Annotated in this window: 20 protein-coding genes; 15 read left to right on the top strand and 5 right to left on the bottom strand. The window is 66.2% G+C overall.

Annotation, left to right across the window (positions count from 1 at the left end; genetic code table 11):
* The first annotated feature begins 29 nt into the window (after positions 1-29).
* Entirely contained in the window at positions 30-977 is a 948-nt protein-coding gene (locus tag AB0N05_RS07995) for an AraC family transcriptional regulator (protein WP_364688952.1), read from the top strand.
* On the opposite strand, the gene AB0N05_RS07990 is transcribed toward AB0N05_RS07995, so the two are convergent.
* A complete protein-coding gene (locus AB0N05_RS07990) occupies positions 935-1393 on the bottom strand; it encodes a hypothetical protein (RefSeq protein ID WP_364688949.1) in 459 nt (152 codons plus the stop codon). The two genes, AB0N05_RS07995 and AB0N05_RS07990, sit on opposite strands and share 43 nt — an antisense overlap.
* A gap of 345 nt (positions 1394-1738) precedes the next feature.
* Between AB0N05_RS07990 and AB0N05_RS07985 the strand changes: the two genes are divergently transcribed.
* The 11 genes from AB0N05_RS07985 (at position 1739) to AB0N05_RS07935 (ending at position 17727) form a co-directional block, all read left to right on the top strand.
* The gene (locus AB0N05_RS07985) at positions 1739-2722 is read left to right on the top strand and encodes an aldo/keto reductase (RefSeq protein WP_364688946.1); all 984 of its coding nucleotides are present in this window, start codon (positions 1739-1741) and stop codon (positions 2720-2722) included.
* A gap of 77 nt (positions 2723-2799) precedes the next feature.
* Positions 2800-5856, top strand: a complete 3057-nt coding sequence (locus AB0N05_RS07980; RefSeq protein ID WP_364688943.1) for a DUF4132 domain-containing protein — start codon at positions 2800-2802, stop codon at positions 5854-5856.
* Between the two features lie 135 nt (positions 5857-5991).
* The gene (locus tag AB0N05_RS07975; RefSeq protein ID WP_364688941.1) at positions 5992-8208 is read left to right on the top strand and encodes a DUF4132 domain-containing protein; all 2217 of its coding nucleotides are present in this window, start codon (positions 5992-5994) and stop codon (positions 8206-8208) included.
* Complete coding sequence (locus tag AB0N05_RS07970; RefSeq protein ID WP_364688938.1) at positions 8205-9287, top strand: AAA family ATPase; 1083 nt, start codon at positions 8205-8207, stop codon at positions 9285-9287. The genes AB0N05_RS07975 and AB0N05_RS07970 overlap by 4 nt, the downstream gene beginning before the upstream one ends.
* A gap of 5 nt (positions 9288-9292) precedes the next feature.
* Positions 9293-12073, top strand: coding sequence for a DUF5682 family protein (locus AB0N05_RS07965; RefSeq protein ID WP_364688935.1), 2781 nt, complete (start codon positions 9293-9295; stop codon positions 12071-12073).
* Complete coding sequence (locus tag AB0N05_RS07960) at positions 12066-13190, top strand: VWA domain-containing protein (protein ID WP_364688932.1); 1125 nt, start codon at positions 12066-12068, stop codon at positions 13188-13190. The genes AB0N05_RS07965 and AB0N05_RS07960 overlap by 8 nt, the downstream gene beginning before the upstream one ends.
* 5 nt (positions 13191-13195) lie before the next feature.
* The gene (locus tag AB0N05_RS07955; protein ID WP_364688928.1) at positions 13196-15238 is read left to right on the top strand and encodes a hypothetical protein; all 2043 of its coding nucleotides are present in this window, start codon (positions 13196-13198) and stop codon (positions 15236-15238) included.
* A gap of 64 nt (positions 15239-15302) precedes the next feature.
* The gene (locus AB0N05_RS07950; protein ID WP_364688925.1) at positions 15303-15830 is read left to right on the top strand and encodes a hypothetical protein; all 528 of its coding nucleotides are present in this window, start codon (positions 15303-15305) and stop codon (positions 15828-15830) included.
* Positions 15767-16204 carry a hypothetical protein gene (locus tag AB0N05_RS07945; RefSeq protein ID WP_364688922.1) on the top strand — a complete coding sequence of 146 codons (438 nt, stop codon included), beginning with the start codon at positions 15767-15769 and terminating at the stop codon, positions 16202-16204. The genes AB0N05_RS07950 and AB0N05_RS07945 overlap by 64 nt, the downstream gene beginning before the upstream one ends.
* Positions 16205-16517: 313 nt before the next feature.
* The gene (locus AB0N05_RS07940; RefSeq protein WP_364688919.1) at positions 16518-17216 is read left to right on the top strand and encodes a hypothetical protein; all 699 of its coding nucleotides are present in this window, start codon (positions 16518-16520) and stop codon (positions 17214-17216) included.
* A 73-nt stretch (positions 17217-17289) separates the two neighbouring features.
* Positions 17290-17727, top strand: coding sequence for an RpiB/LacA/LacB family sugar-phosphate isomerase (locus AB0N05_RS07935; protein WP_364688916.1), 438 nt, complete (start codon positions 17290-17292; stop codon positions 17725-17727).
* Here the strand turns inward: AB0N05_RS07935 and AB0N05_RS07930 are convergent, their stop codons facing one another.
* The 4 genes from AB0N05_RS07930 to AB0N05_RS07915 all read right to left on the bottom strand — a co-directional run bounded on the left by AB0N05_RS07930 (position 17728) and on the right by AB0N05_RS07915 (position 21643).
* Positions 17728-19353 carry an acyl-CoA synthetase gene (locus AB0N05_RS07930; RefSeq protein WP_364688913.1) on the bottom strand — a complete coding sequence of 542 codons (1626 nt, stop codon included), beginning with the start codon at positions 19351-19353 and terminating at the stop codon, positions 17728-17730.
* Positions 19354-19387: 34 nt separating this feature from the next.
* Positions 19388-19897, bottom strand: a complete 510-nt coding sequence (locus tag AB0N05_RS07925) for a gamma-glutamylcyclotransferase family protein (protein WP_364688910.1) — start codon at positions 19895-19897, stop codon at positions 19388-19390.
* Entirely contained in the window at positions 19894-20670 is a 777-nt protein-coding gene (locus tag AB0N05_RS07920) for an MBL fold metallo-hydrolase (protein ID WP_364688907.1), read from the bottom strand. Before AB0N05_RS07920 ends, AB0N05_RS07925 begins: the two co-directional genes overlap by 4 nt.
* Before the next feature lie 64 nt (positions 20671-20734).
* A complete protein-coding gene (locus AB0N05_RS07915; RefSeq protein ID WP_364688904.1) occupies positions 20735-21643 on the bottom strand; it encodes a hydrogen peroxide-inducible genes activator in 909 nt (302 codons plus the stop codon).
* Between the two features lie 107 nt (positions 21644-21750).
* On the opposite strand from AB0N05_RS07915, the gene AB0N05_RS07910 reads away from it, so the two are divergent.
* The 3 genes from AB0N05_RS07910 (at position 21751) to AB0N05_RS07900 (ending at position 23840) form a co-directional block, all read left to right on the top strand.
* Entirely contained in the window at positions 21751-22338 is a 588-nt protein-coding gene (locus tag AB0N05_RS07910; protein ID WP_364688901.1) for a peroxiredoxin, read from the top strand.
* 36 nt (positions 22339-22374) lie between these two features.
* Positions 22375-22914 (top strand): carboxymuconolactone decarboxylase family protein, encoded by a 540-nt coding sequence (locus AB0N05_RS07905; protein ID WP_364688898.1) that lies wholly within the window; start codon positions 22375-22377, stop codon positions 22912-22914.
* A 176-nt stretch (positions 22915-23090) separates the two neighbouring features.
* On the top strand, positions 23091-23840 hold the full coding sequence (locus tag AB0N05_RS07900) for an HNH endonuclease family protein (RefSeq protein ID WP_364688895.1): 750 nt from the start codon (positions 23091-23093) through the stop codon (positions 23838-23840).

Raw genomic sequence — 23840 nt, 5'->3', positions numbered from 1 at the left:
CTGATCGGATCGGACGATAGGGTGTTCGCGTGGATGTTCTCAGTGACGTGCTCGCCGCCATGCGGGCCGGGCAGCCGTATGCCGGACGCAGCACCTGCCGAGCCCCGTGGGGCGTGCGGTTCCCGGCCGGTGACGCGGCGTGCTGTCACATCGTGATGCGTGGTGGGTGCAGTCTGATTCCGCTCGAGGGCGAGCCGGTGAACCTGAGCGTCGGCGACATCCTCTTCACCGGTCCGCAGCATGCCCACACCCTGGCCGATCAGCCCGGCAGCGCGGCCGTGGACTTCCGCCCCGACTACAACGAGGGCTACTCCGTCGCGGAGCTGAACATTCCCGGCCCCGGCGCGGCCACCGAAATGCTTTGTGTCTGTTACACCTTCGACCTGGCCCGCCCGCATCCACTGCTGGCCACCCTGCCGCCGCTGATCCACCTGCCCGCCCGAGTGGGCGACAACGGTCCCCTGCGCGCCACCATCGACATGCTCGGAAATGAGCTACACCAGCCACGCTCGGGCACCGACGCGATCCTGCCCGCCCTCATCGATATGCTCCTGATGTATGTCCTGCGCGCCTGGCTCGACGGGTCCGACCACTCCCCCGGCTGGGCCACGGCCCTCAACGACCCTACGATTGCCATCGCCCTGCACCGCATCCACCGCCAACCCGAATACCCTTGGACCGTAGCGGAATTGGCGACCCAGGCCGGCGTCTCCCGCGCCACCTTCGCCAAACGCTTCACCACCGCGGTCGGCCAGCCACCGCTGACCTACCTCACCTGGTGGCGCATGACCACTGCCGCCCGCATGCTCCACCGCAGCGATGCCACGGTCCAGTCGATCGCCGAACGCTGCGGCTACGGCTCGGAATACGCCTTCGCGAAAGCCTTCAAGCGTGAATACCGTGTCCCCCCAGGCCAATACCGCCGCCTCCGTTCTCACTCGCGAACGGTGCCGTCCCACATCCAGGCCGAGCGTTGAGGATGGGTGGGTAGTTCGATGCGGCCGGTGGCCCACAGGAGGGCAGTCCAGGGGTCCGTGGATTCCGGTGCATCCGGAAACAGGCGGGCGAGGACGCGGGCACACAGGTCTGCGGGCGGCTGCCAGTTGAGTTCGAGCCCCTGCGCCAGGTCGTAGGTATGCACCAGGGTTTCAATGATTCCCATTGCGGCGAAGCCCTCGGGGTCCGAGACACCCGAGACATGGAAGGCCCGGGTTTCCGGCGGCTTCGTTTGCACCATGGAAATCAGCAGTCCACCGCTGGCCTCCAGTACCCGCAGTAGGCCTTCGGGCCCAGCCGCACGGTCCGCGTGTACCGCGTTCCAGGGGCCGCCCGGTCGTCGAGGTTCGAAAAGGTATGGCACGTGATCGTCCACCGGCGGTGTCGCGGGAGCCAATTGAATGGCATATGCGAAGAGGTCGTCGCTGAGGTGCTCAACGGTCTCCCAGCAGTCCCATTCAAGCGAACCCGCCTTACGCCCCCAGAGCTCCGGTGATGCCTCTCGAAGCGTTGCCACGGCCGATTGAACGGCGAGGTGAAGGTCCTCGGCGGTGACCCGGGACCGGGAAGTGTCACTCTCAGCTGGTCGCACCATGATCGAACCTTACCCACAACCGCAGGGGCACAGCGCAGTTCGCCGGTCACCGAGTGTTGATCTTGCCGAAGACTTGACTTGGAGTGAGCTCCAGGTCGTAGCGTCTTGGTGTCACCGTACGAATCCGGCACGTGGGAGGAAGAGCGCATGATCGGGACCAGGAAGCTTGGCGGGCTGACCGTTGGGGCGCAGGGGCTTGGGTTGATGGGGATGAGCAGTGCTTACGGGGTGCGAGGGAACGATGAAGAGTCGATTGCGACCATTCATCGGGCGCTGGATTTGGGGGTGACATTGCTGGATACGTCGAATGTCTATGGGCCGGAGACCAATGAGCGACTGCTGGGGCGGGCCATTGCCGATCGGCGGGATCGGGTGGTGGTGGCTACCAAGTTCGGGATTGTCATGGGGGAAGACGGGTCCATGGGGGCTCGGGGCGATGCCGCTTATGTGAAGCAGTCCTGTGATGAGTCGCTGGCGCGGCTGGGCGTGGATCACATCGACCTGTACTACCAGCATCGGGTGGATCCGAATACGCCGATCGAAGAGACCTGGGGTGCGTTGTCGGAGTTGGTGGAGGCGGGAAAGGTTCGGTATCTGGGGATTTCGGAGGCTTCGGCGGCCACTATTCGGGCCGCGCATGCCGTGCACCCGGTGACCGCATTGCAGAGCGAGTGGTCGCTGTGGACTCGGGATATCGAGGCCGAGGTGGCGCCTACCTGCCGGGAGTTGGGGATTGGGATCGTGCCGTTTTCGCCGTTGGGGCGCGGGTTCCTGACGGGGGCGATCACCTCGACCGCCGATCTGCCCGCGGATGACATGCGCCGCAACCTTCCCCGTTTCGCCGACGGGAATATCGACAGCAATCTGGTGATCGTCGCGGCGCTGCGCGGGCTGGCCGCGGAAAAGGGTGTGACGGCAGGGCAATTGGCGCTCGCCTGGGTGCAGAGCCGCGGTGCGGATGTGGTGCCGATTCCGGGCACCAAGCGCCGGACCTATCTCGAGGAGAATGTGGCCGCCGTCGACATCACCTTGAGTGCCGACGATCTGGCTCGGATCGAGGCGGTGGCTCCAGCTGCGGCCGTCGCCGGTGCCCGCTACCCGGAGTCGATGGCCCGCGCCACCGGCAAGTAGGCGGGAGCGACCCCCGAATCTGTGTCGTACCGACTGGTTACAGTCGGCGCGTCAAACGCTCCACGATTCGGGGGAACATGCTCGACTCCACTCAAACCTTCGATACCGCCCTTGCCGACGAAGATCGTTGGACGGTGCCCGACGAGTGGTGGGCCCGGGCCGTGCCGACTCGCGGGTACGGATCGCCGCGGCCGGTAAGCATGATGACCGACGCGACTTACGAGCGCGCGGAACTCCTTGCGACATATCGCAATTATGTCGTCGAAACCCTCGACCTGATGGCCGCCGCGGGCAATACCGATCTCGCCGAGGCGGGGCGCGCCGCGATGGACGATCCGGCGGGCTGCGCACCGCTCGGCGCTGCCGTCCTGGCCGCTGCGGTCGATCTCGGCCGTAACCGTAGGCCGCAGGGCAGCGAGCATACGGCCGACGCCTGGGTGATCGAGCGAGGCATGGTCTTCGCCGCCGAGGCGGCCACTCTGCTGGCCGGTCTCAGATTCGGCGAGCACTACGATCCGGTCGCCGGCCGCTGGACCGCCTTTCTCGATCGGCACCCGGCCGACTACCCGGGCCACTCCGCTGCGCCCGAACCGCTGATCCGGATGCGGGCACACTTGGCAGCCATCCCCGAGGACGAATACCGCGCTGTCGTGACGCGGCTCGGCGTCCTTCGACGCACTGTGGGCGGCTTGGCAGTTCGCTTGGCAACCACCTTCCTCGCACCCACCGAGCAGCAGTGGGTGGCCGAGGATGTGGATGCCGTCGTTCCCATCGACAGCAACGCGAGTCGTTTCATCATGCTCGCGGCGTCGGTCACCTCGCGTGCGGATTTGGAGCGGGTGATCGATGCGGCGGGAACCGATCAACTGCCGTATTTCCATGGCTCCGCATACCTGTATTCCGCGCTCATCCGCTTGGGCCCGGAGTGCGCGGGCGTGCTCGATCGCCTGCTGCGGCGCGGCGAGATGGTGAGCGAGGCGGCCGAGCTGCTGTCCCGGCTCCCTTCCGATGAGGCCTTCGGCATCCTCAATTCCAGGTCGGATCAGCGGTTCCTCGCACCCGCACTGCTGGAGGCGGCCAAGCGTTTTCCGCGCCGCGCGGTCCGCATGCTGCGTCCGCGCGCGGCGAGATCCGCTCTGGCGCGGCAGATCCTGCGTGCTGTGGCGCACGCCCATCCGGATCTGGTGGCGGAGTTGCCCGAACTGGCCGCGTTCGCGGGCGGCCGGCAGCGACCGGCCACCGCTGCGGAACTGCCCGAGCTACTGCGTATTCCGCCGTGGCAGCGACCTCGGCAGCAGGGGACGCCGCTGGTCCTGACCGATCTCCTCGCGCCCAGCCCCGACGCTCTGGCAGGGGAGCCCGACGACCGCGCGGCCGTCAGCGCATGGATGGTCCGCCGACTGGACGGACGCAAGACCCGTCCCACCGCGCTGGCGTGGTTCGATCGGCATCTCACCACCGCCCTGCCGAATCTCATCGCGGCCGCATTGGCCACACCGGGCAAGGATCGCGGTCCGGCCGAGGCGGCATTGCGGACACTCGCCGATCGCGGCCATCGCCCCGAAATCGAATCCGCCGCAGCACGGTTCGACGACCGGGTGATCGCCGCCATCGGCACCGTCCTGGATACCGATCCGCTGTCGCAGCTTCCGACCAAGATCCCTGCGACACCGGAATGGCTTACCCCGGAACTACTTCCGGCGATCGCCCTGCGCGCCACCGATGCCGTGCTGCCGGTGCATTCGGCGGCGGATGTGTGCACCATGCTGGCCATGTGCGGCCCCTCCGGCGACTACGCGGGTGTGGCGCGGCTCGCCGAGCTCGTCGATGCGGATTCACTGGCCGAATTCGCCTGGTCCGTCTTCGAAATGTGGCGGCTGGCCGACTATCCCGCCAAGGACACCTGGGTGCTGCGCGCGCTCGCGCTCGTCGGCGATGATGAGACCGCTCGGCGGATCGGCCCGCTGATCCGGATCTGGCCCGGCCAATCGGCGCACGCCCGCGCGGTGTCCGGGCTGGACATTCTCACCGAGATCGGCAGCGATGTGGCGCTCATGCAGCTGCATGCCATCGCCGAGAAGGTGCAGTTCAAGGGGCTGAAGGCGAAAGCTCAGGAACGGATCGCCGAGGTGGCCGAAGGTCTGGGCCTGACACCGGAAGAGCTGGCCGACCGCCTCGTCCCCGATTTCGGCCTGGCCGCCAATGGCACCTTGGCTCTCGACTACGGCCCGCGCGGTTTCGTCATCGGCTTCGACGAACATCTGAAACCGACTGTCTCCGATGCGATCCGCGGTGCGGACGACAGCTGGCAACCCACGGGGCTCCGTAAATCGCTACCCAAACCGGGAGTCAAGGACGATCCCGAGCTGGCCCCCGCCGCCTACAAATCCTTCACCGATCTGAAGAAGGATGTGAAATCAGCTGCGGCCGACCAGATCCCGCGCTTCGAGCGGGCCATGGTTCAGGGTCGCCGCTGGTCGGCCGCCGTTATGTACCGGCTGTTCGTGCAGCACCCACTGCTGTGGCATCCGATTCGTCGGCTGGTGTGGGCCACCTTCGACGCCGACGGCACACCCACCGGCTCCTTCCGCATCGCGGAGGACCGCAGCTATGCCGATGTCCATGACGATCCCGTGTCACTCGCCGAGGACACCCTCGTGGGCATCGCCCATCCTTTGCACCTCGGAACCTCCTTGGCAGCGTGGGGCGAGCTCTTCGCCGATTACGAGATCCTGCAACCCTTCCCGCAACTACAACGCGAAATCCTCGCGTTCGCGCGGGACGAGCTGACCGCATCCACGCTGACGAGATTCGAGCAGCGCACCGTGCCCACCGGAAAACTCCTGGGCCTCACCCGATTCGGCTGGGAGCGCGGCGAACCCATGGACGGCGGCGTCTCCATCGAATTCGTTCGCAACCTGGCCGATGGCCGCTCGGTGGTGATCGGTCTCGATCCCGGCATCCTCGCCGGTGCCGCCCTCGAATGGGCCGAGCAGCAGATCACGGTGCGCCTCACCGAAACCGGCCATGAGAGCTATTGGCAACGCGGCGAGCATTCGGGCCCGGTCTTCGCGGACCTGCCGCCCATCACCGCCTCCGAACTCCTGCGCGAGCTGAACCAGCTCATCGCCTGAGTTGCACCTGTTCGAAACCCGGGGAGGGATTTGATGACTGAAGCACGTCACGCGCAGCCGATTCAACGGCTGCCGCGGTTGTCGGAGCGCCTGTCTACAGTCGGGACCGAGTTACAGAGATCGAACGGGGGATTCATGACCATGGCCGAAACGCGTCCGGCTGCCGGGGAGGGCAGTGCCGAGCTGATTGCCGAGGAGATCGTGCGGGACGCCGGCACTGCGGAGGCACCGCGGGCGGCTCCTGAGATACTGCGGAATCCGCCGTGGCAGCGGAAGAATCGCAGGAAACCTGTTGTCATCAGTGGGTTGGTCGCGCCGTCCGAGGTGCGGTGCAGCTGGCGGCCGGGTGAGCGTGAGGAGGCGCTGAGACTCCTCGATGCCTCCTATTACGCCGACTTCGAACAGATATTGACGCGCATCGACCCGGATCACCTGAGCTCGTATGAGCTGGGCGCGTTGGTTGTGGCGGGCAGGGATCGAGCGCTGCCGATACTGCGCACCGGCCGCCTGCGCTGGGTGTCGCTGGATTCCTATTCTTTGCGAGCCGCCATCGCTGCCTTCGAGCTCGACGCGTATCCCTTGTTGCTGGGCGCGGTGCGCGAGTTTCCCCGCGAAGTCCAGCAGGCGCTGAATCCTTATGAGAGCACCGAACTGGTCGATATCGTTATCGGGCGGTTGGATCGGCGCACGCTGCGTCCGGCCGCGCTGCGGTATCTGCGCCGCCATTCCCGGTACGTCGCGCAGGTGCTGATTCCGCGCGCCGTCGGGACCGCCGCAAAACTGCGCCGAGTCGCCATCCGGGTGCTGCGACTGCTGGACGAGCAGGGTCACGGCGAGGAGATTCGCGGCGTCGCAACCGAATACGGTGAGCCGGTGGCCGCCGCTGTCCAGGCATTGCTCACCGCTGACCCGGTCGCACTGCTGCCCAACCGGATTCCCGATGTTCCGGCCTGGGTGGATAGGGCCACGCTGCCGCCTGTGCACAGCGCCGACGGTCAGATACTGCCCGACGCGGCGGTGGAAAACCTGCTGATCATGCTGGTGCTGGCCGAGACCAATGAGCCCTATGCGGGTGTGGCGCAGGTACTCCGGGAATGCGATCCGGCGACGCTCGCCGAGTTGGCCTGGGAGCTGTATCGGCAGTGGCTGCGGGCCGGCGGGCCCGCTCGGCACAGTTGGGTATACGAGGCGCTGGGTTCGTTCGGCAATGACGACACCGTGGCGGCATTGCTGGAGCATGTGCGAATCAATCGTTCCGATGCCCGGTCGGTGACCGTCTTGGATGCGTTCGTCGCCATCGGCTCGGATGCCGCGCTGCTGGCATTGAAGTTCATCAGCGAGAAGGTGAAGACGCCGCGTGTCCGCGATGGCGCGAAGCAGCGCATCGAGGCCGTGGCCGAGCGGCTGGGACTGACCGCTGATCAGCTCGCCGACCGCCTCGTACCGGATCTGGGGCTGCGCGCCGACGGTACCGCGGTGCTGGATTTCGGGGCCCGGCAATTCGTGGTCGGCTTCGACGAAGTGTTGCGGCCCACCATCACCGCCGCGGACGGGGCACCGGTCAAGACGCTGCCGAAACCCGGCGTGCGCGATGATGCGGAGCTCGCCGAGGCCGCGCACAAGACCTTCCGGAAGCTGAAGAAGGATGTCAAAGCCATTGCGGTCGATCAGATTCGGCGGCTGGAGCGGGCGATGGTCGATCAGCGGCGGTTCACCGCGGGCGAATTGCGCACGTTGTTCATCGACCATCCGCTACGCAGGCATGTGACGCGGCGACTGGTGTGGGGCGTGTACGACGGCGATACGCTCACCGGCACCTTCCGAATCGCCGAGGATCTCACCTTCGCCGACAGCCGCGATGACGGAGTCGAGGTCGCGGATGATGCGGTGCTCGGGGTGGCGCATCCGATCCAGTTCGCGTGCGAGGTCGCGGCGTGGGGTGAGGTTTTCTCCGATTACGAACTACTGCAACCATTCCCGCAGGTCGAGCGGGAGACCTTCGCGGTCCCGGACGCACTCCGCACCGCCGAGGGCGTCCCCGATGATGGCACGACGGTGGACAGCACCCGCTTCCTCGGACTGCCCGGCCGGAACTGGCTGCCGATCGAGAACACCGACGGCGCACACATCATGACCTTCGAGAAGCCGCTTCCCGGTGGGCGTTTCCTCCAAGTGAACGCCTTCCCCGGCCTGATGGCGTACGACCCGCGCGCCTATCCGGAGCAGACCTTCGACGCCCGCCTGGGCAGTGGCCGCCACCGGCCGCACGGCGTCACCTTCGCCGATCTGGATGCGATCACCGCGTCCGAAGTACTTCGCGATATCGCCTGGCTGAAAGCAGGAGCACTGTGACCACGACCGAACACCTGCAGCGCCCGTCCGCCGAATTGCGCTGGGCGGCAGACCTGGCGACGCTGCGCGCGGACGACACTGCGCCGAAGCCGCCCGGGTGGGCATTGAGTGTGAATGCCGCCAAGCGGTTCATTGTGGGCGATCCCAAGCTCGGGATCGAGCGCAAGTTCGTGGGCGATGCGTCGCTGGTGGATCGTGCGCTGGTGAGCCTGGCGACCACGCGCGGACTGCTGCTGACCGGGGAACCGGGTACTGCGAAATCGCTGCTGTCGGAATTGCTTTCGGCGGCGATCTCCGGGGATTCCACGCTCACCATTCAGGGCGGTGCGGCGACCACCGAGGATCAGATTCGGTACGGGTGGAATTACGCGCTGCTCGTGTCGGAGGGGCCGTCGGAGCGGTCGATCGTGCCCGCGCCCATGATGCGCGGCATGCGGGAGGGTCGGATCGTCCGGTTCGAGGAGATCACCCGCTGCCCGCTGGAAGTGCAGGATTCCATTCTGTCGCTGCTCTCGGATCGGGTGCTGGCTGTGCCTGAGCTCGGCGACATGGTTTATGCGGTCGAGGGTTTCAATGTCATCGCGACCGCGAATACTCGCGACCGTGGCGTCAACGATATGAGTGCCGCGCTCAAGCGCCGGTTCAACTTCGAAACCGTTTTCCCCATCACCGATTTCGCGGCCGAGCTGGCATTGGTGCAGGCCGAGGCGGAGAACCTGCTGCGGCGTTCCGGCGTGCCGCAGGCCCCGCCGCGCGACGTGCTCGAGGTGCTTGTGACGGCGTTCCGTGAATTGCGTTCGGGCGCTACCGAATCCGGTGATTCTCTGGATCGGATGTCGGCGGTCATGAGCACTGCGGAGGCGGTGTCGGTGGCGCACGCGGTCGGCTTGCGCGGCTGGTATCTGCGCGGTGAGACCGGGGACGCTGCCGATATCGTGCACTGCCTGGCGGGCACCGCCGCCAAGGATGATCCGGACGATCTGGCCCGCCTGCGCCGCTATCTGGAACAGCAGGTGCCGCGCAAATCGGGTCGCGCATGGAAGGCGTTGCACGACGCCCGTTTCCAGCTGCCGGGCTGACGCCGATGACCGACGTGCATTCCGCGCCGGTCCGGATCGGGCGGGTGTCGGTCACCTTCATCGGTGTCCGCCACCACAGCCCGGCGTGCGCGCGCCTCGTGCGCGACACCCTCCGCGATCTGCGCCCCGCCCATGTGCTCATCGAGGGCCCGGCCGATATGAACGACCGCCTCGACGAACTCCTGCTCGGCCACGACCTCCCCATCGCGGTCTTCACCAGCTACCGCGACACCGACACCCGCCACATGTCCTGGGCCCCGCTCTGCGACTACTCCCCCGAATGGCTGGCCCTCACCGAGGGCCGTGCCACGGGAGCCGAGGTCCGCTTCATAGACCTCCCCGCCTGGCATCAAGCCTTCTCCGGCCTCGAAAACCGCTACGCCGACGCCGAACGCCGCTACGCCCGCGCCATCGACCGCCTCTGCGCCGAATTCGCCGTCGACAATATAGACACCCTCTGGGACCACCTCTTCGAACTCGGCGACCCCACCACCCTCCCCGAACGCCTGGCCACCTACTTCGAACTGGTCCGAGGCGAAGACCCCGCCTCCCCCGGCGACCTGGCCCGCGAGCTCTACATGTCCCGATGGATCGCAGCCGCCGTCACCGATCTGAACACCATGCCCTTGGTGACGGCCGACGATCCCGCACACATCGTGGTGGTCACCGGCGGCTTCCACCGTCCAGCCCTGATCCGCCGCCTCCTCGACCAGGAGGCCTCCGCCACCATCGATCTCGCCGGTCTCGGTGAAATGCCGCGACCACGCGAAATCGACGTAATGCCCTCGCACGGCGATGCCGCAGCCAACGCGCAGCCCGCTCCGCAATCCGCCCACCCGTCGTCTGCCGCGTCACTGGATCCTGGTTCGGACGACGAGTCCACCCGCGCTGGGCAAGAGAGCCCCGCGATGGGCGTCGAGATGACCGACGAACGGTCCGCTCCGCCGCCGCCCGGTGCAGTACTGGATGCGGATGGGAAAGACTCCGGTGGGATCGGGACGATGTGGCCGGAGGTGCCTCCGTTTCCTGGGGATGGCGCGGGCGGAAGTTACCTGGTGCCGTACAGCTTTCGGCGGTTGGATGCGTTTGACGGGTATCAGTCCGGGATGCCGTCGCCTGCCTACTATCAGCAGCTGTGGGAGGTGGGGGCCGAGGCGGCGGGCGAGGGTGTTACTCGGGCGGTGGTGCGGCGGTTGCGGAATCGGGGGCAGGCGGTTTCGACGGCTTCGTTGATCGGGGCGCGGACGCTCACCTTGGGGTTGAGTCGGTTGCGGGGGCACGAATCGCCTTCGCGGACCGATGTTTTGGATGGGCTTGCGGGGACGCTGATCACCGCGGCATTGGATCGGCCGCTGCCGTGGACCGGGCGGGGGCAGTTGCGGGCGGGGACCGATCCGGTGGTTGTCGAGATGGTGGCGGCATTGTCCGGGGATACCGTCGGGCGATTGCATGGGCGCACGCCGCATCCGCCCTTGGTGCACGACGCGGAGCGGGAGTTGCGGCGGTGCGGGATCCCGGACGACGGATCGTTCGAAGTCGATCTCGGGAGCGCCGACGGACTGGATGCGAGCCGGGTGCTGCATCGGTTGCGGGTGTTAGGGATTCCCGGGTTCGAACGGACTTCGGGGCCTGCCGTCGGGCGGCCGCCGGAGCCGGGTGAGAGCTGGAGGATCCGTACGTCGCATATGCGGCTGCCGGGGCTCATCGAGGCGGGGTCACTCGGTGCGACTTGCGCCGAGGCCGCGGCTACTCGGCTCGGCGAGCGGTTCACGAAGGCGGGGTCGGATACCGGGGAGCTGGCGGCGGTCCTGTTCGACGCCACGCTGTGCGGGCTGACCGAGTTGACCGGGCATATTGTCGATTCGGTGCGCGGGCTGGTGCAGTCCGCCGGTGATCCGGTGGGGCTCGGGCGGCTGTTGGCGGTGACGCTCGGATTGTGGCGGCACGACCGGCTTTTCGGGACGGCGGATTCACCGATGCTGGCGGCGCTCACCGATGCGGCCGTGCTGCGGCTGCTGTGGCTGGTGGAGGGATTGCGGGGCGGCCCGGCTCCCACCGATGACGGTCTGTTGCACGCGATCATCGCCGTCCGGGATGCGGCCTTGCATGCGGGTGGCGTGCTGAGCATCGAACGCGATGACCTGGTGGGTGTGTTCCGCCGGTGCACGGCGCAGGACCGGCCGCCCGCATTGCGTGGCGCGGCGGTGGGTGTGGTGGCAGCGCTCGCGCCGCATGACACTCTCGATACCGCCCGTGCGGTGCGGCTGGCAGGAGCACCCGATGTCTTGGGCGACTTCCTCGCCGGGCTGTTCGCGCTCGCTCGCGAGCAACTGCTCGAGGTCGCCGGTGCGGAACTGGCGGCATCCATCCCGGAGCTCGGGGGTGCTCCGACCGCCAAGGGCGAAACATCCACCAGCCGTGAGTCTTTGCCAGACCGGAGCGATACGGAATCGAGCGGTGCGCCTTTGCTTGCGGTGCTCGATGAACTCGTGGGCCGATTCGGCGAGACGGAGTTCCTGTCGGCGCTGCCTGCGCTGCGGCTGGCATTCGCTTGGTTTCCGCCTCGGGAGCGCGCGCATATCGGCTCGCGGCTGCTGGAGATGCGGGGGCTCGCCGGGGATGGGTCGGCGCTCTTGCGATTGCGGGCCGATGCCGAGGTGCTGGCACGAGCGCGGGCGGTGGAATTGCGGGTCGATCATCTAATGGCGGAGCACGGGTTGCTCGCTGCCGAATCTGATCAGATTGCGGGAGACGACGTGAAACTCAGTGGGGGAAGCCATGTCTGATCTCGATCCGGCCCTTGAGCGCTGGCGGCTGATCTTGGGCGCGGCGGGCGGCGGAGTCACGTGCGGGCAGAATTTGGATGCGCGGGCGGCCGGGCGGGATGCCGCGCTCGACTGGCTCTACGAGCGCGATGGGGACCTCGATCGCCGCGATGTCCGGCGCGGCGGCGGGTCCGGCCCCTCACTCGTGCACGCCGTGGACTGGCTGGACGATATCCACCGCCTGTTCCCGAAGGCCACCATCGAGCGACTCGAGCGGGATGCCGTGCAGCGCTACGGATTACATGAGGTTCTCACCGATCCCGGCGTGCTGGAGCGCCTGGAACCCAATCCTGAACTCCTCGGTGCGGTGCTGCGTACCAAGCATCTGATGAACCCCGAAGTGCTGCGCATGGCCCGCCGCATTGTCGAACAGGTGGTGCGAGATCTCATGGAGCGCTTGGCCTCCGAGATTCGCACCAGTTTCACCGGCACGCGTTCCCGCCGCCCCAGTCGCATCGCCCGTGCGGCCGACTTCGATTTCCCGAAGACGGTGCGCGCCAACCTCGCCCACTATCGCCCGAGCGAGGCCAAGCTCTACATCGAGACCGCGCACTTCCGCGCCCGCACCCGCCGGCATATCGATAATTGGCAGGTCATTCTGCTGGTGGATCAATCCGGTTCGATGGTCGACTCGGTCGTCCACTCCGCCGTCACCGCGGCCTGCCTGTGGAATCTGCCCGGTATCAAGACCCACCTGCTCGCCTTCGACACCGAGATCGTCGATCTCACCCGTGACGTCGACGACCCGGTGGAACTGCTCATGAAGGTCCAGCTCGGCGGCGGCACCGACATCCACCGCGCCCTCGCCTATGCCGCCCGGCTGGTGGAGAACCCGCGCCGCACCATCGTCGCCGTGATCAGCGACTTCTATGAGGGTGGCAATCCCGCCGGCCTCATCCGCACCGCCGCTTCCCTGGTCGCCGAGGGCGTGACCGTCCTGGGCCTGGCCGCCCTGGACGAGCAATCCGATCCCGTCTTCGACCGCGAAACCGGCCAGCGCCTAGCCGATGTCGGCGTCCACGTGGGTGCCATGACCCCCGGCGAACTGGCCGCCTTCATCGCCGAAACGATCGGATAACCCGCATGCGCCCCGACCTCCTGGCCCTCACCGACGACTCCCTGATCACCCTGGCCAACCGTGGCATCCTCAAACGAGCCCTCAAGGAGGGCGCCACCGTCCCGCCCACCCTCACCGAATCCCCCGACGGCACAGTGGAAGCCACCTTCCCCGATGCCACCAAGACCACCCTCCCGCCGGGCATCCCCCTCGACTCCACCCCCTGCTCCTGCGGCGCAACAACCGTCTGCCGCCACCGCGTAATGGCAGTCCTCGCTTACCGATCCGCCGCCGAATCGACCATCCCTGCAACCGAGTCGAGCACTCCGGCCACCAGCGGCACAGAGATCGCAGCGGAGTCCCCCACGCCACCGGTCGACACCGACTCACTGCCCTCATCCGCCAATCCTGGTCACGCACAACCATCGTGGTCTCCCGGGGAATTCACCGACGATCAGCTTCGCGCACTGCTAGGAACGCGGGCATTCACGGCGGCCCGGCGCGCGCACCGGATGGGCTATCGGGTCACGGTGCGCCGGGCAACCACCGCCGATCCTGTCCCATCGGTCGAAATGTCGACGGTGACAGTGCGTTTCCTCGTGCCGGGCGATCTCGGGTATGCCCGCGCCGATGCCGCGCGTGGCACCCGCACCGACGCGATCGCCTTGGCGGTGTGGGCTTTTCGCGTTGCGGATGCCATCGATCCCGGCGCCGAGCAGCTGGAGGTCACCGTCGGCGAGGAGGCCGATGGTTCGGCCGCCGCGACCGCTGTCGGGTCCGTGCTCGCCCCGCTGGCCGATCTGCTCGGTGATGGTGTGGCACATGCGGGTCCGGCGCTGCCCGCAGTCTTCACCTCGGCCCTGCGCACTCTCGACAAGGCGTCCGCGCGCTGGCCGCATGATGCCCTCACCGACCTGCTCGACCAGCTCGCGGCCTATCGTGACCGCAGCGCGCGTCACGACCCACTGCACACCGCCGCTCTCATGGCAGAACTCGTGGCCCGGCACCGTGCGGGTCGGCGCGATTGGGTTTCGGTGCTCGGGACCGAGGAATCCGCGCAGACCCCACTGCGCCACCTGCACCTCATCGGCCTCGGCGCGCGCATTACCGGTGATGCCGAATCCCGCAGCGTGGAAACCTATCTCGCGCACCCCGAGGCCAGAATCGTCCTCACCCATCACTACACCACCGCCATCCCCGAGGGTGCGACACCGCCGTCCCCCGCCGCCCTCGGCGCTCGCCGCACCGGCTCAGCCTGTCTGTCCGACCTGGCAACCGGCAATATCGTCACCGAATCAGCAATCCGCTCCGCCAACCGCACCGTCCGCCTGGCCGCGAGCCGCGTAGCCCGCACCTCCGTCCTCCCCTCCACCGGCGACTGGTCCAAACTCCCCCCAGAACTCCTCATCTCCGACCTGAACGCCGAATCAGCCCGCCTCGCAACCCAACCCCCCACCGTCATCCGCCCCCGAGTCCGGGGCGAATCCATCCGAGCAGTAGTAGTCGACTCCATCACCGAAATCCGCTACCTCCCAGGCGACCAACGCCTCGAAGCCACCCTCCACGCCCCCACCGGCACCGCCCTCATTACCCACACCCACACCAACGCCGCCCCCGCCGTCATAGACGCCCTGGCCCAAACCCTCTCCGACAACTCCACCCTCATCCGCTACATAGCCGGCTCCCTAACCCGCCACCACGGCCACCTCCAACTAGACCCCACCGCCCTGGTAACCCCCACCACCGTCATGGCCCCCTACTACGCCACCACCGACCACCCCCTCCCCCCGGGATCCCCCCTCCCCCAACAAGATCCCCTCGCCAAAGCCCTAACCTCAGCCATAGCCCTCACCGCCGAACTCCCCCACCGAGGCGCCCGCCACCTCCCCCCATCCTGGTTCACCCGAGCCGGGGAATCCGCCACCACCCTCCGCCGCCTAGGCCTAACCTCCGCCGCCACCCCCCTCGAAACCCTCCACCATTCCCTCCCCACCGCCACCCCCCTCGAAGCCCTCAACCACTGGACCACCACCCACCTCCGACTTCTCCTAACCGCCCAACAACTTTGACGCAGGCCCGCATGAATATTGCTATTCGACAACTCATCTCATAGCCAAAGCGTATCGTCGCACCGTGCCTACTCCGACGCACGAGTTGCTGCTGGAGCTCTTCACCAATCAGCCGGAACTCGCTGCCCGCCTGCTCACCACGCTCGGCGTCGAATTGCCCGCGTACGAACGAGCAGACACCGCATGCTCGAACCTCACCGACAAGACCCCGACGGAGTACCGCGCGGACCGGGTTGTCGTGCTCTTTGTCGGCAAGCGACCCGTACTTGCCGTCGTCGTCGAGGTCCAACTGCGCCCGGACCACCGCAAACACTGGTCTTGGCCGGTGTACGTGACAACGCTTCGAGCGCGATTGCACTGCCCCACGGTTCTATTGGTGCTCACTTCCAAGCGCCGGACCGCGACCTGGGCATCGAAACCGATCGAATTGGGATGTGGACTGGGCAGCCTCACGCCGGTGGTGCTCGGCCCCGCGCAGGTCCCGGTCATCACCGATCCGGAACCCGCCGACCAGATGCCGGAGCTGCAGTGCTCTCGGCCATCGCGCATCAGTACGACGAGAATCGAGACCGCATCTTCAACGCATTCCTGACCATCAACGCCAGGCTGCTCAACGATCCCGAAACCGACACCGCGGACCGGGCTAAGATGTATGTCGACCTGGTGATTTCCGCCCTTTCCGATGCGGCACGATCGTCCATGGAGGGACTGATGACCACGACTCCACATCGTGAGTACTACAGCGAGACATTCCGCCGCCTGGTCGCACAGGGTCGGGAAGAGGGAATCGAAGAGGGAATCGCCACCGGGGCGATCCAGACGCTCGAATCGGTCCTCGAGGCCCGTGGTATCAAGATGTCCCCGGAAGCCAGAGCCCGGATCGAGGCTTGCACCGATGTCGAGCAGCTCACAGCGTGGGCACGGCGAGCCGTTACGGCAAACGACGTGACCGAACTGTTCGACTGACAGGGACACCGGTGGACGACGCCCAACGACCGATCGCGGTGGCCCCGGCCGCGGCGGTCGCCGGTGACCGCTACCCGGAGGAGATGGCCCGCGCCACCGGGAAGTAGTTGGCGGCGAACCATTCTGGGCACCTGAGACTCTCAGGTGCCCAGAATGAAATGGGGGCGCGTAACTCCGGCGGAGAAATCGCGTAGTCGCTGCCAGTGACGGAAGGTGAATCGACGACTAGGATTAGTAATCCACTGAGCCGCGAACCCCTTTTTCCTGGAGGCCTTCGCGATCTCGCTCTGATCAATTAATGGAGATGGTCACGATGACCAAAACTTCCAACTCCACTGCCGATATTTCGCAGTCTGACAGCATATTTTCTGCCACTCCCTTTACGCTGAAGCGCCGTTCGAATCCCAAAGCCGCCTTCAACGAAATGATCGACCACCTGCTGACCGCGGTCGCCGAAGACGACGAGATGGCAAAAGCGTTCAGCAGCTTTCAGCGGCACTTCAAAGGCGTCATGGTCGAACGGGAGGATGCGGTTCGGCTGGCCGACCTGTACAAGCGTGGGGCCGGTGATCTCGGGATCAAGGTCGGTTTACTACCACCCGAGATCGGGCCTGGTCTCGCCTATATGTACGACGCCGCCATCGAGACCCTGCGGTCCACCGACCACGTTATCAAGCCGGAAACGGTCGGCCCCCGAGCGATCCGTTTTGTGGAGCGTTCGCTGAAGACCACACTGCCCCTTGTGGGTTCGATGAGCGTAGTCGCGCTCGAACAGGCGCTCGAAGATAAGGACTACAGCGATCGACTTCACCAGAGGGCGGTCGAGATCGGCCCTGCTTTCCTGAATCAACCGCCGGGAGTGTGCGAGTTCTGCGAACTTTCTGTCACCGATCAGTTCGGAAATATCACCGCATGGTGTGGGTCGAAAAATGAGTGCGACAATGCAGGCGGAATTTTTATCCTCGCTCTTCTCCTATGGGGTCTGGTCGAACTCCTGGATTGGTTGTTCTGATCGGCGTTAACGGCTCGAGAAATTTCCTTCATTCCGACTAGCTCAACATAGCGAGAGCAGCCACAATCGACTCATGCGAATTTCAGTGGCTGCGGACGAAGACACCGGTGTTGCCAGTGCCGTAGTCGAGGAGCTGCGACACCGTGGGCACGAGGTAGTGGCGCACGGGGCCTTGGCAATCGAAGAGCGGGCAGACTGGGCCTGGGCCAGCGCGGCCGCCGCGCGGGATGTCGCCGAGGGGCGGGCGGAGCAGGCGGTGGTGTGCTGCTGGACCGGGACGGGGGCGTCGATTGCGGCGAACAAGGTGCCGGGAGCGCGGGCCGCGCTGTGCGTGGATGCCTACTCAGCCGACGGTGCGCGGAAGTGGAACGACGCCAATGTGCTGGCCTTGAGCTTGCGGTTGACTTCGCGGGCGCTGTTGGGGGAGATCCTGGATGCCTGGTTCGCCGGGGCTCCCAGTGCGGACCCCGGCGATCGGGCGAATGTCGAGTACGTGGATCGGATCGGGTGATCAGTTGGGGGCGGCGAGGTTCAGATACTGCTCGCGGAGTTCGCGTTTGAGGATCTTGCCGCTGGGGTTCTTGGGTAGGGCGTCGGCAAAGGCTATGTATTTGGGGACCTTGTAGCCCGCCAGCTGTTGTTTGCAGTGGGCGATCACCGATTCGGCGGTGGGGTGGGTTCCGTTGCGGGGAACGATGATCGCCGTCACCGCTTCGATCCAGTGCGGGTGCGGGATGCCGACCACGGCGGCTTCGGAGACCTCGGGGTGCTGGTAGAGGACTTCCTCCACCTCGCGGCTGGCCACGTTTTCGCCGCCGGTTTTGATCATGTCCTTCTTGCGGTCGACGATGCTGAGGTAGCCGTCGGTGTCGAAGACACCCAGGTCGCCGCTGTGGAACCAGCCGCCGCGGAAGGCTTCCGCGGTTTTCTCGGGATCGTTCCAGTAGCCGAGCATGGCTTGTGGTGAGCGGTGGACGATCTCGCCGACGGTGCCGGATGCGACGGGTACACCGTCGTCGTCAACGACGCGGGTTTCGACATTGAGGGCGGGGCGGCCTGCCGAGCCGGGCTTGGTGAGTTGGTCTTCGGGGGCGAGAACCGTTGCAAGGGGGGCGAGTTCGGTTTGGCCGTAGAAGTTGGTCAGTTGGACGCCGGGTAGTCGTGCGGCCAATTCTTGGAGGACCTCGACCGGCATGATGCTCGCGCCGTAGTAGCCCTTGCGCAGTGAGGACAGGTCGTAGGTGTCGAAGTCGGGGTGGCGGAGCAGGGAGAGCCAGACGGTCGGCGGGCAGAAGAGTTTGGTGGCGCGCTCGGTTTCGATGGTGCGCAAGACGGTCGCTGGGTCGGGGCCCTGGAGAAGAATGCTGGTCGCGCCGAGGTAGATGTCCGGGGTGAGGAAGCAGTGCAGTTGGGCGCAGTGGTACAGCGGGAGGGCGTGCACCTCCACATCGTCGGCGCTCATGCGGCCGTCGATCACCACGCTCACGTACTGGGCAATGAGGCTGCGGCTGGACAGGGTCGCGCCCTTGGGGCGGGATTCGGTGCCGGAGGTGTACATGAGCTGGATTGGGTCGTCATCGCCGACGAATACCTCGGGTTCGGAGGCGTCGGCGTGGGTTTCCCACTCGGACACCGGCTCCCAGCCCGCACCGGCAGGCAGCCCGCCCAGCGCGATCCAGCCGAAGACGCGGATCTCACTGTCCCCCAGCCGCTTCACCGCCGCCTCGGCCTCGGCGGCCAGCGCATCCTCGGCGATCACTCCGATGGCCCCCGAATGCTCGAGAATATAGGCCACCTCGTCGGCGGTGAGCATGAAGTTGATCGGCACCGAGATCGCGCCCAACCGCGCCAGCGCGAAGTACAGCAGCACGAACTCGCGGCAATTGTGCGAGTAGATCGCCACCCGATCACCCTGCGCCACACCGCGATCGGCCAGGCTGTGCGCCACCCGGTTCACGGCGGCATCGAGTTCGGCGAAGCTCTCCCGCCGCTCCCGCCACACCAGGGCGGTCTTGTCCGGCAGCCGGGCGGCGCTGCGCCGCAATACATCCCCGAGGGCTTGGCGGCGCGCACCCGCGACGACGGCGCCCGTCTTCCCGGCGTTGTCCGTCTCGCGATTTCCAGCAGCGGTGTCCATGCGATCACGTTCTACCGCAAGAGTGTGGCCCGTGTCATACAGTCCCGCTCACCAGGACCAGATCCTTCCGCCAGGCCGTGCATTTCCCCAGGTAGCGCGTTAACTCCTCGACCGCGAACCGCTGCGGCGACCAATCCTGCGCAACCACCGGCCCCGTCCACATATACGTCCACGCGTACACGTGCCGATCCCCCGCGTGCACCGAGACGGGCCGTAGCTCGTATTCCTCATCCTCGAAGGCATCGAGCACCTGCCACTCCCGCGCGGTGAGTCCGCTCAGCAGGAATCCATTGGCGACACCGTTCGCGGCAACCAATCCGGGGTACACCCGCTCGGGCAGTGCCGCCACCCGCCGCCCGGACAGTTCGGCCGACTCGAATTCCGGTGCACGCCCGATCAATTCGATCAGCACCTCCGGAAACCGCAGCGTCCCGTACACGAACAGCGGATCGGTCTCGCGCGGCAGCCGCCACCGCGCCCACCGCCTCGCCACCCCTGCTCGGAGCGAATCCTTCTCGGGCACACCGGAATCAGTGGCCGTCACCTTCCGGTCACCCGCGCGAACACACTCGCATCGTGCGAATTGATGATCGTGACCTGATGCCCGTGCATCCGCTTGAGCTCCCGTAGCCGCCGCTGATTCTCCTTGTGCACATCCCGCACGATCGCCGAGGTCTCGTACGCCTTCCAGAACAGCGACGTGTGCGGATGTTCGGGATCGATCGCGCTCTCGAGCACGAATGCGTCACCGGCGTGTAGTAGCCAGCCATTGCCGTGATCCACCGCGACCCCGATATGCCCGCGGGTGTGCCCGGGCAGTGGCACCACCAGAATCTCCGGCGGCAGCCCCGGCAGATCACGCACCGCGCGGAACCCGAACCAGTCCTCGCCGTCCTCCACCTCGTTCACCATCCACTTGGGCCCGTGCTCCCACTGCTGCGCTCGGTAGCGCAATCGCTCCGACAGGGTGGGAGTGGCGGTGGCGGCCCGGAATTCGGGGCCGTGCACATGCACGGTCGCCTCCGGGAAGTCGGCCAATCCGCCGGAGTGATCAAGGTCCAGGTGCGTGAGAATAATGTGCCGGACATCGCGGGGGTCGTAGCCCAGCGCCTGAATCTGCCACACCGCGGTCTGCTGCTCCAGCAGTTTCGCGCCCAGCACGAATCGGCTCAGGCCCAGCATCTTCCCCGGGTTGCGCACGCTGCCGAGCCCGAATCCGGTGTCGACGAGGACAAGTCCGTCCCGGGTTTCGATGAGCAGGCAGTGGTCGACCAGGCCGTAGGCCATCGTGCCGCAGTTCAGATGATGAATCCGCATGGCCCGAGCGTCCCAGACGCCCCTCGGGCACGCAACCGCGCAGGTGCGGCACCTGAGTCCCGGATCACTCCGGCCGTTGTGCGCGAATGATTCCGGCGAGATGCTCGTAATCCTCGGTGCGCGCGGTCGATGCCCGGAAGGCCAGCCCCAGTTGACGCCCCGGTGCGGGTTGGGCGAAGCGCGCGATTTCCAGTGTGCCGCGCGAGGTTTCGGCGGCCACGGCCATCTCCGGAATCAGGGTGACGCCGAGATCGCCTGCGACGCACTGCACCACGGTTGCCAGCGAGGCCGCGCGGGTATCCCCCACCGCGCCCGGATGCGCATCGTTGGACCGGCACATCTCCAGGGTCTGATCGCGCAGGCAGTGACCTTCGTCCAGGAGCAGGAGCGGCACGGTGTCGAGATCCTTCGGACGCAGGTCATCCCGCCCGGCGAATTCGTGCCCGCGCGGCACTACCACCACGAATTGCTCTGTATATAGGGGTATCTCGACCAGCCCCGAGGTATCAGTCGGCAATGCGAGCAAAGCGACATCGAGCACGCCCGAGCGCAGCCCATCCAATAGTCGCGCCGTTTGATCCTCGATCACATGCGGTACCAAAGCCGGTAATTGCCGCCGCAATTCGGGTAGCAGGGTCGGCAATACATACGGCGCGACCGTCGGAATGATTCCCAAACGCAAGGTTCCGCCGAGCCCGGACCCGGCAGCGGACGCGACAAATCGGTCAGCCGCCTCCAAAGTCGCCATGGCCTGCGGTAGTAGTCGCTTACCGGCGGCCGTGACCAGCACCCGGCGCGTGCTGCGCTCGATCAGCTGGAGCCCCAGTCCGTTTTCCAGTGATGCCAGGGCCTGCGATAACGTGGGTTGGCTCACGCTCAACCGCGCTGCGGCAGTCCCGAAGTGGCGATATTCGGCGATGGCCACGAACGCACGCAGCTGCGACAGGGTTGGCTGATAAGTTTGATCAGTCACGCCTATCAGTATAGTGCGACCGATCACCTTTACCTTTTACCGAAGCGTGGGCAAGATCGTTCGCAGCAGTCACGACACAATCGTTTCGACTACGAAGAGGAGCAAGCATGGCCCTGCTGACCATCGGCGACCAGTTCCCCGCCTACAACCTGAAGGCTGTTATCGGCGGTGATCTGTCCAAGGTGAACGCTCAGCAGCCCGACGATTACTTCACTCAGATCTCGAGCGACGACTACGCCGGCAAGTGGCGCATCGTGTTCTTCTGGCCGAAGGACTTCACCTTCGTCTGCCCGACCGAGATCGCCGCCTTCGGCAAGCTGAACGAGGAGTTCGCCGATCGCGATGCTCAGGTCCTCGGCGCTTCCGTGGACAATGAGTTCGTGCACTTCCAGTGGCGCGCCCAGCACGAGGAACTCAAAACCCTCCCCTTCCCCATGCTGAGCGACCTCAAGCGTGAACTGGCCGCTGCCACCGGTGTTCTCAATGCCGATGGCGTCGCCGACCGCGCCACCTTCATCGTGGATCCGAACAATGAGATCCAGTTCGTGTCCGTGACCGCCGGTTCCGTGGGCCGCAATGTCGACGAGGTGCTGCGCGTGCTCGATGCCCTCCAGTCCGACGAATTGTGTGCCTGCAACTGGAAGAAGGGCGACCCGACGATCAACGCCGGCGAGCTGCTGACCGCCTCCGTCTGATCCGATAAGGGCCGCGTTAAAGGAGATACAGCGCCTGTGACCATCGAGAACCTGAAGAACTCGCTACCCGAGTACGCCAAGGACCTCAAGCTCAACCTCTCCTCGATCGCACGCACCACCGTGCTGAACGAGCAGCAGTTGTGGGGCACCCTGCTGGCATCCGCTGCTGCCAGCAAGTCCGCCACCACGCTGCGTGAGATCGCCGAGGAAGCCGCCGACTCGCTGTCGGCGGAGGCGTACAACGCCGCGCTCGGGGCCGCCTCGATCATGGGCATGAACAATGTGTTCTACCGGGGCAAGGCGTTCCTGGGTGGTCGCTACGACGACCTGCGGGCCGGTCTGCGCATGCAGATCATCGGCACGCCGGGCGTGGACAAGGCCGATTTCGAGCTGTGGTCGTTCGCGGTCTCCTCGATCAATGGCTGCGCGCACTGCCTGGAGGCGCACGAGCACACCCTGCGTGAGGCCGGTGTCTCGCGCGAGGTGATCTTCGAGTCCTTGCGGGTCGCCGCGATCGTGGCCGGTGTGGGCCAGGCCGTGGAGACCACGGAGACGCTCGCCGCGGCGACGGTTTAGTACTCGGAATCCCCCCTTCGCGGGTGATTCGAAGGGCTGCGCACCGATTCGGTGCGCAGCCCTTTCGCATTGGTCGACGACCTCGACCGGCCAGTTTGCCTATCGATAACTGTCGCCGGGTCACCAATCGGCAACGTTGACCGATTCGTCCGGAATCCGGCCCTAGACTCCCCCGCATGCCCACGCGCACCCGGACCCCCGCCCGGCGCCGCTGGCGCAAAATCTTCTCCACCGCCGTCGTGCTCATCGCGGTGGGCGCGGCCGGGATGGCCATCTATCTGAATCGGCAGGAACCCGCGGACTCGCCGAAGTCCGCGGTGGCCGACCCCACCGGAACCGTGCTGCCCGATCTCGGCCAGGCGCGCACCGACCTGGACCGGCTCACCGTCGCCTGGAATCGCAATTGGGAGTCCTACGAGCGCAATGCCTTCGGTCCCGGCTGGTCCGGGCGCGGCGGGGAACCCGAACTGTCCGACGGATGCACCGCACGCGAGGACGTCATGAAGCGCGACCTCACGGAAATCCGTCTGGCTGACAGCAATTCATGCATGGTGCTGGGCGGGACGCTCATCGATCCATACACCGGGGAACGGCTGCCCTACAACCGATTCAAGGCCTCCGATATCGAAATCGATCATGTGGTGGCGCTCGGTGACGCGTGGCGTTCCGGAGCCTCGGAATGGAATCAGGAACAGCGCGAGAAGTTTGCCAATGACACCGGCAACCTGCTCGCCGTGCAGAAGCAGGCCAATCAGGACAAGGGGTCCAAGACGCCCGACCAGTGGAAGCCGCGCCACGAGTACTGGTGCGATTACGCACGCCGCTGGGTAGCGGTGAAGGTCCGCTGGGGGCTCACCGTACAACCCACGGAGAAGAGCGCCCTGGCCGAAATGCTCGATACTTGCACGGCTCCCGTCAGCCGGTAA

It is taken from the genome of Nocardia sp. NPDC051030, from assembly GCF_040683015.1.
In the GTDB taxonomy this organism is placed as follows: domain Bacteria; phylum Actinomycetota; class Actinomycetes; order Mycobacteriales; family Mycobacteriaceae; genus Nocardia.
Note: the sequence above shows the minus strand (reverse complement) of the source record. Positions and strands in the feature narration are given on the sequence as shown.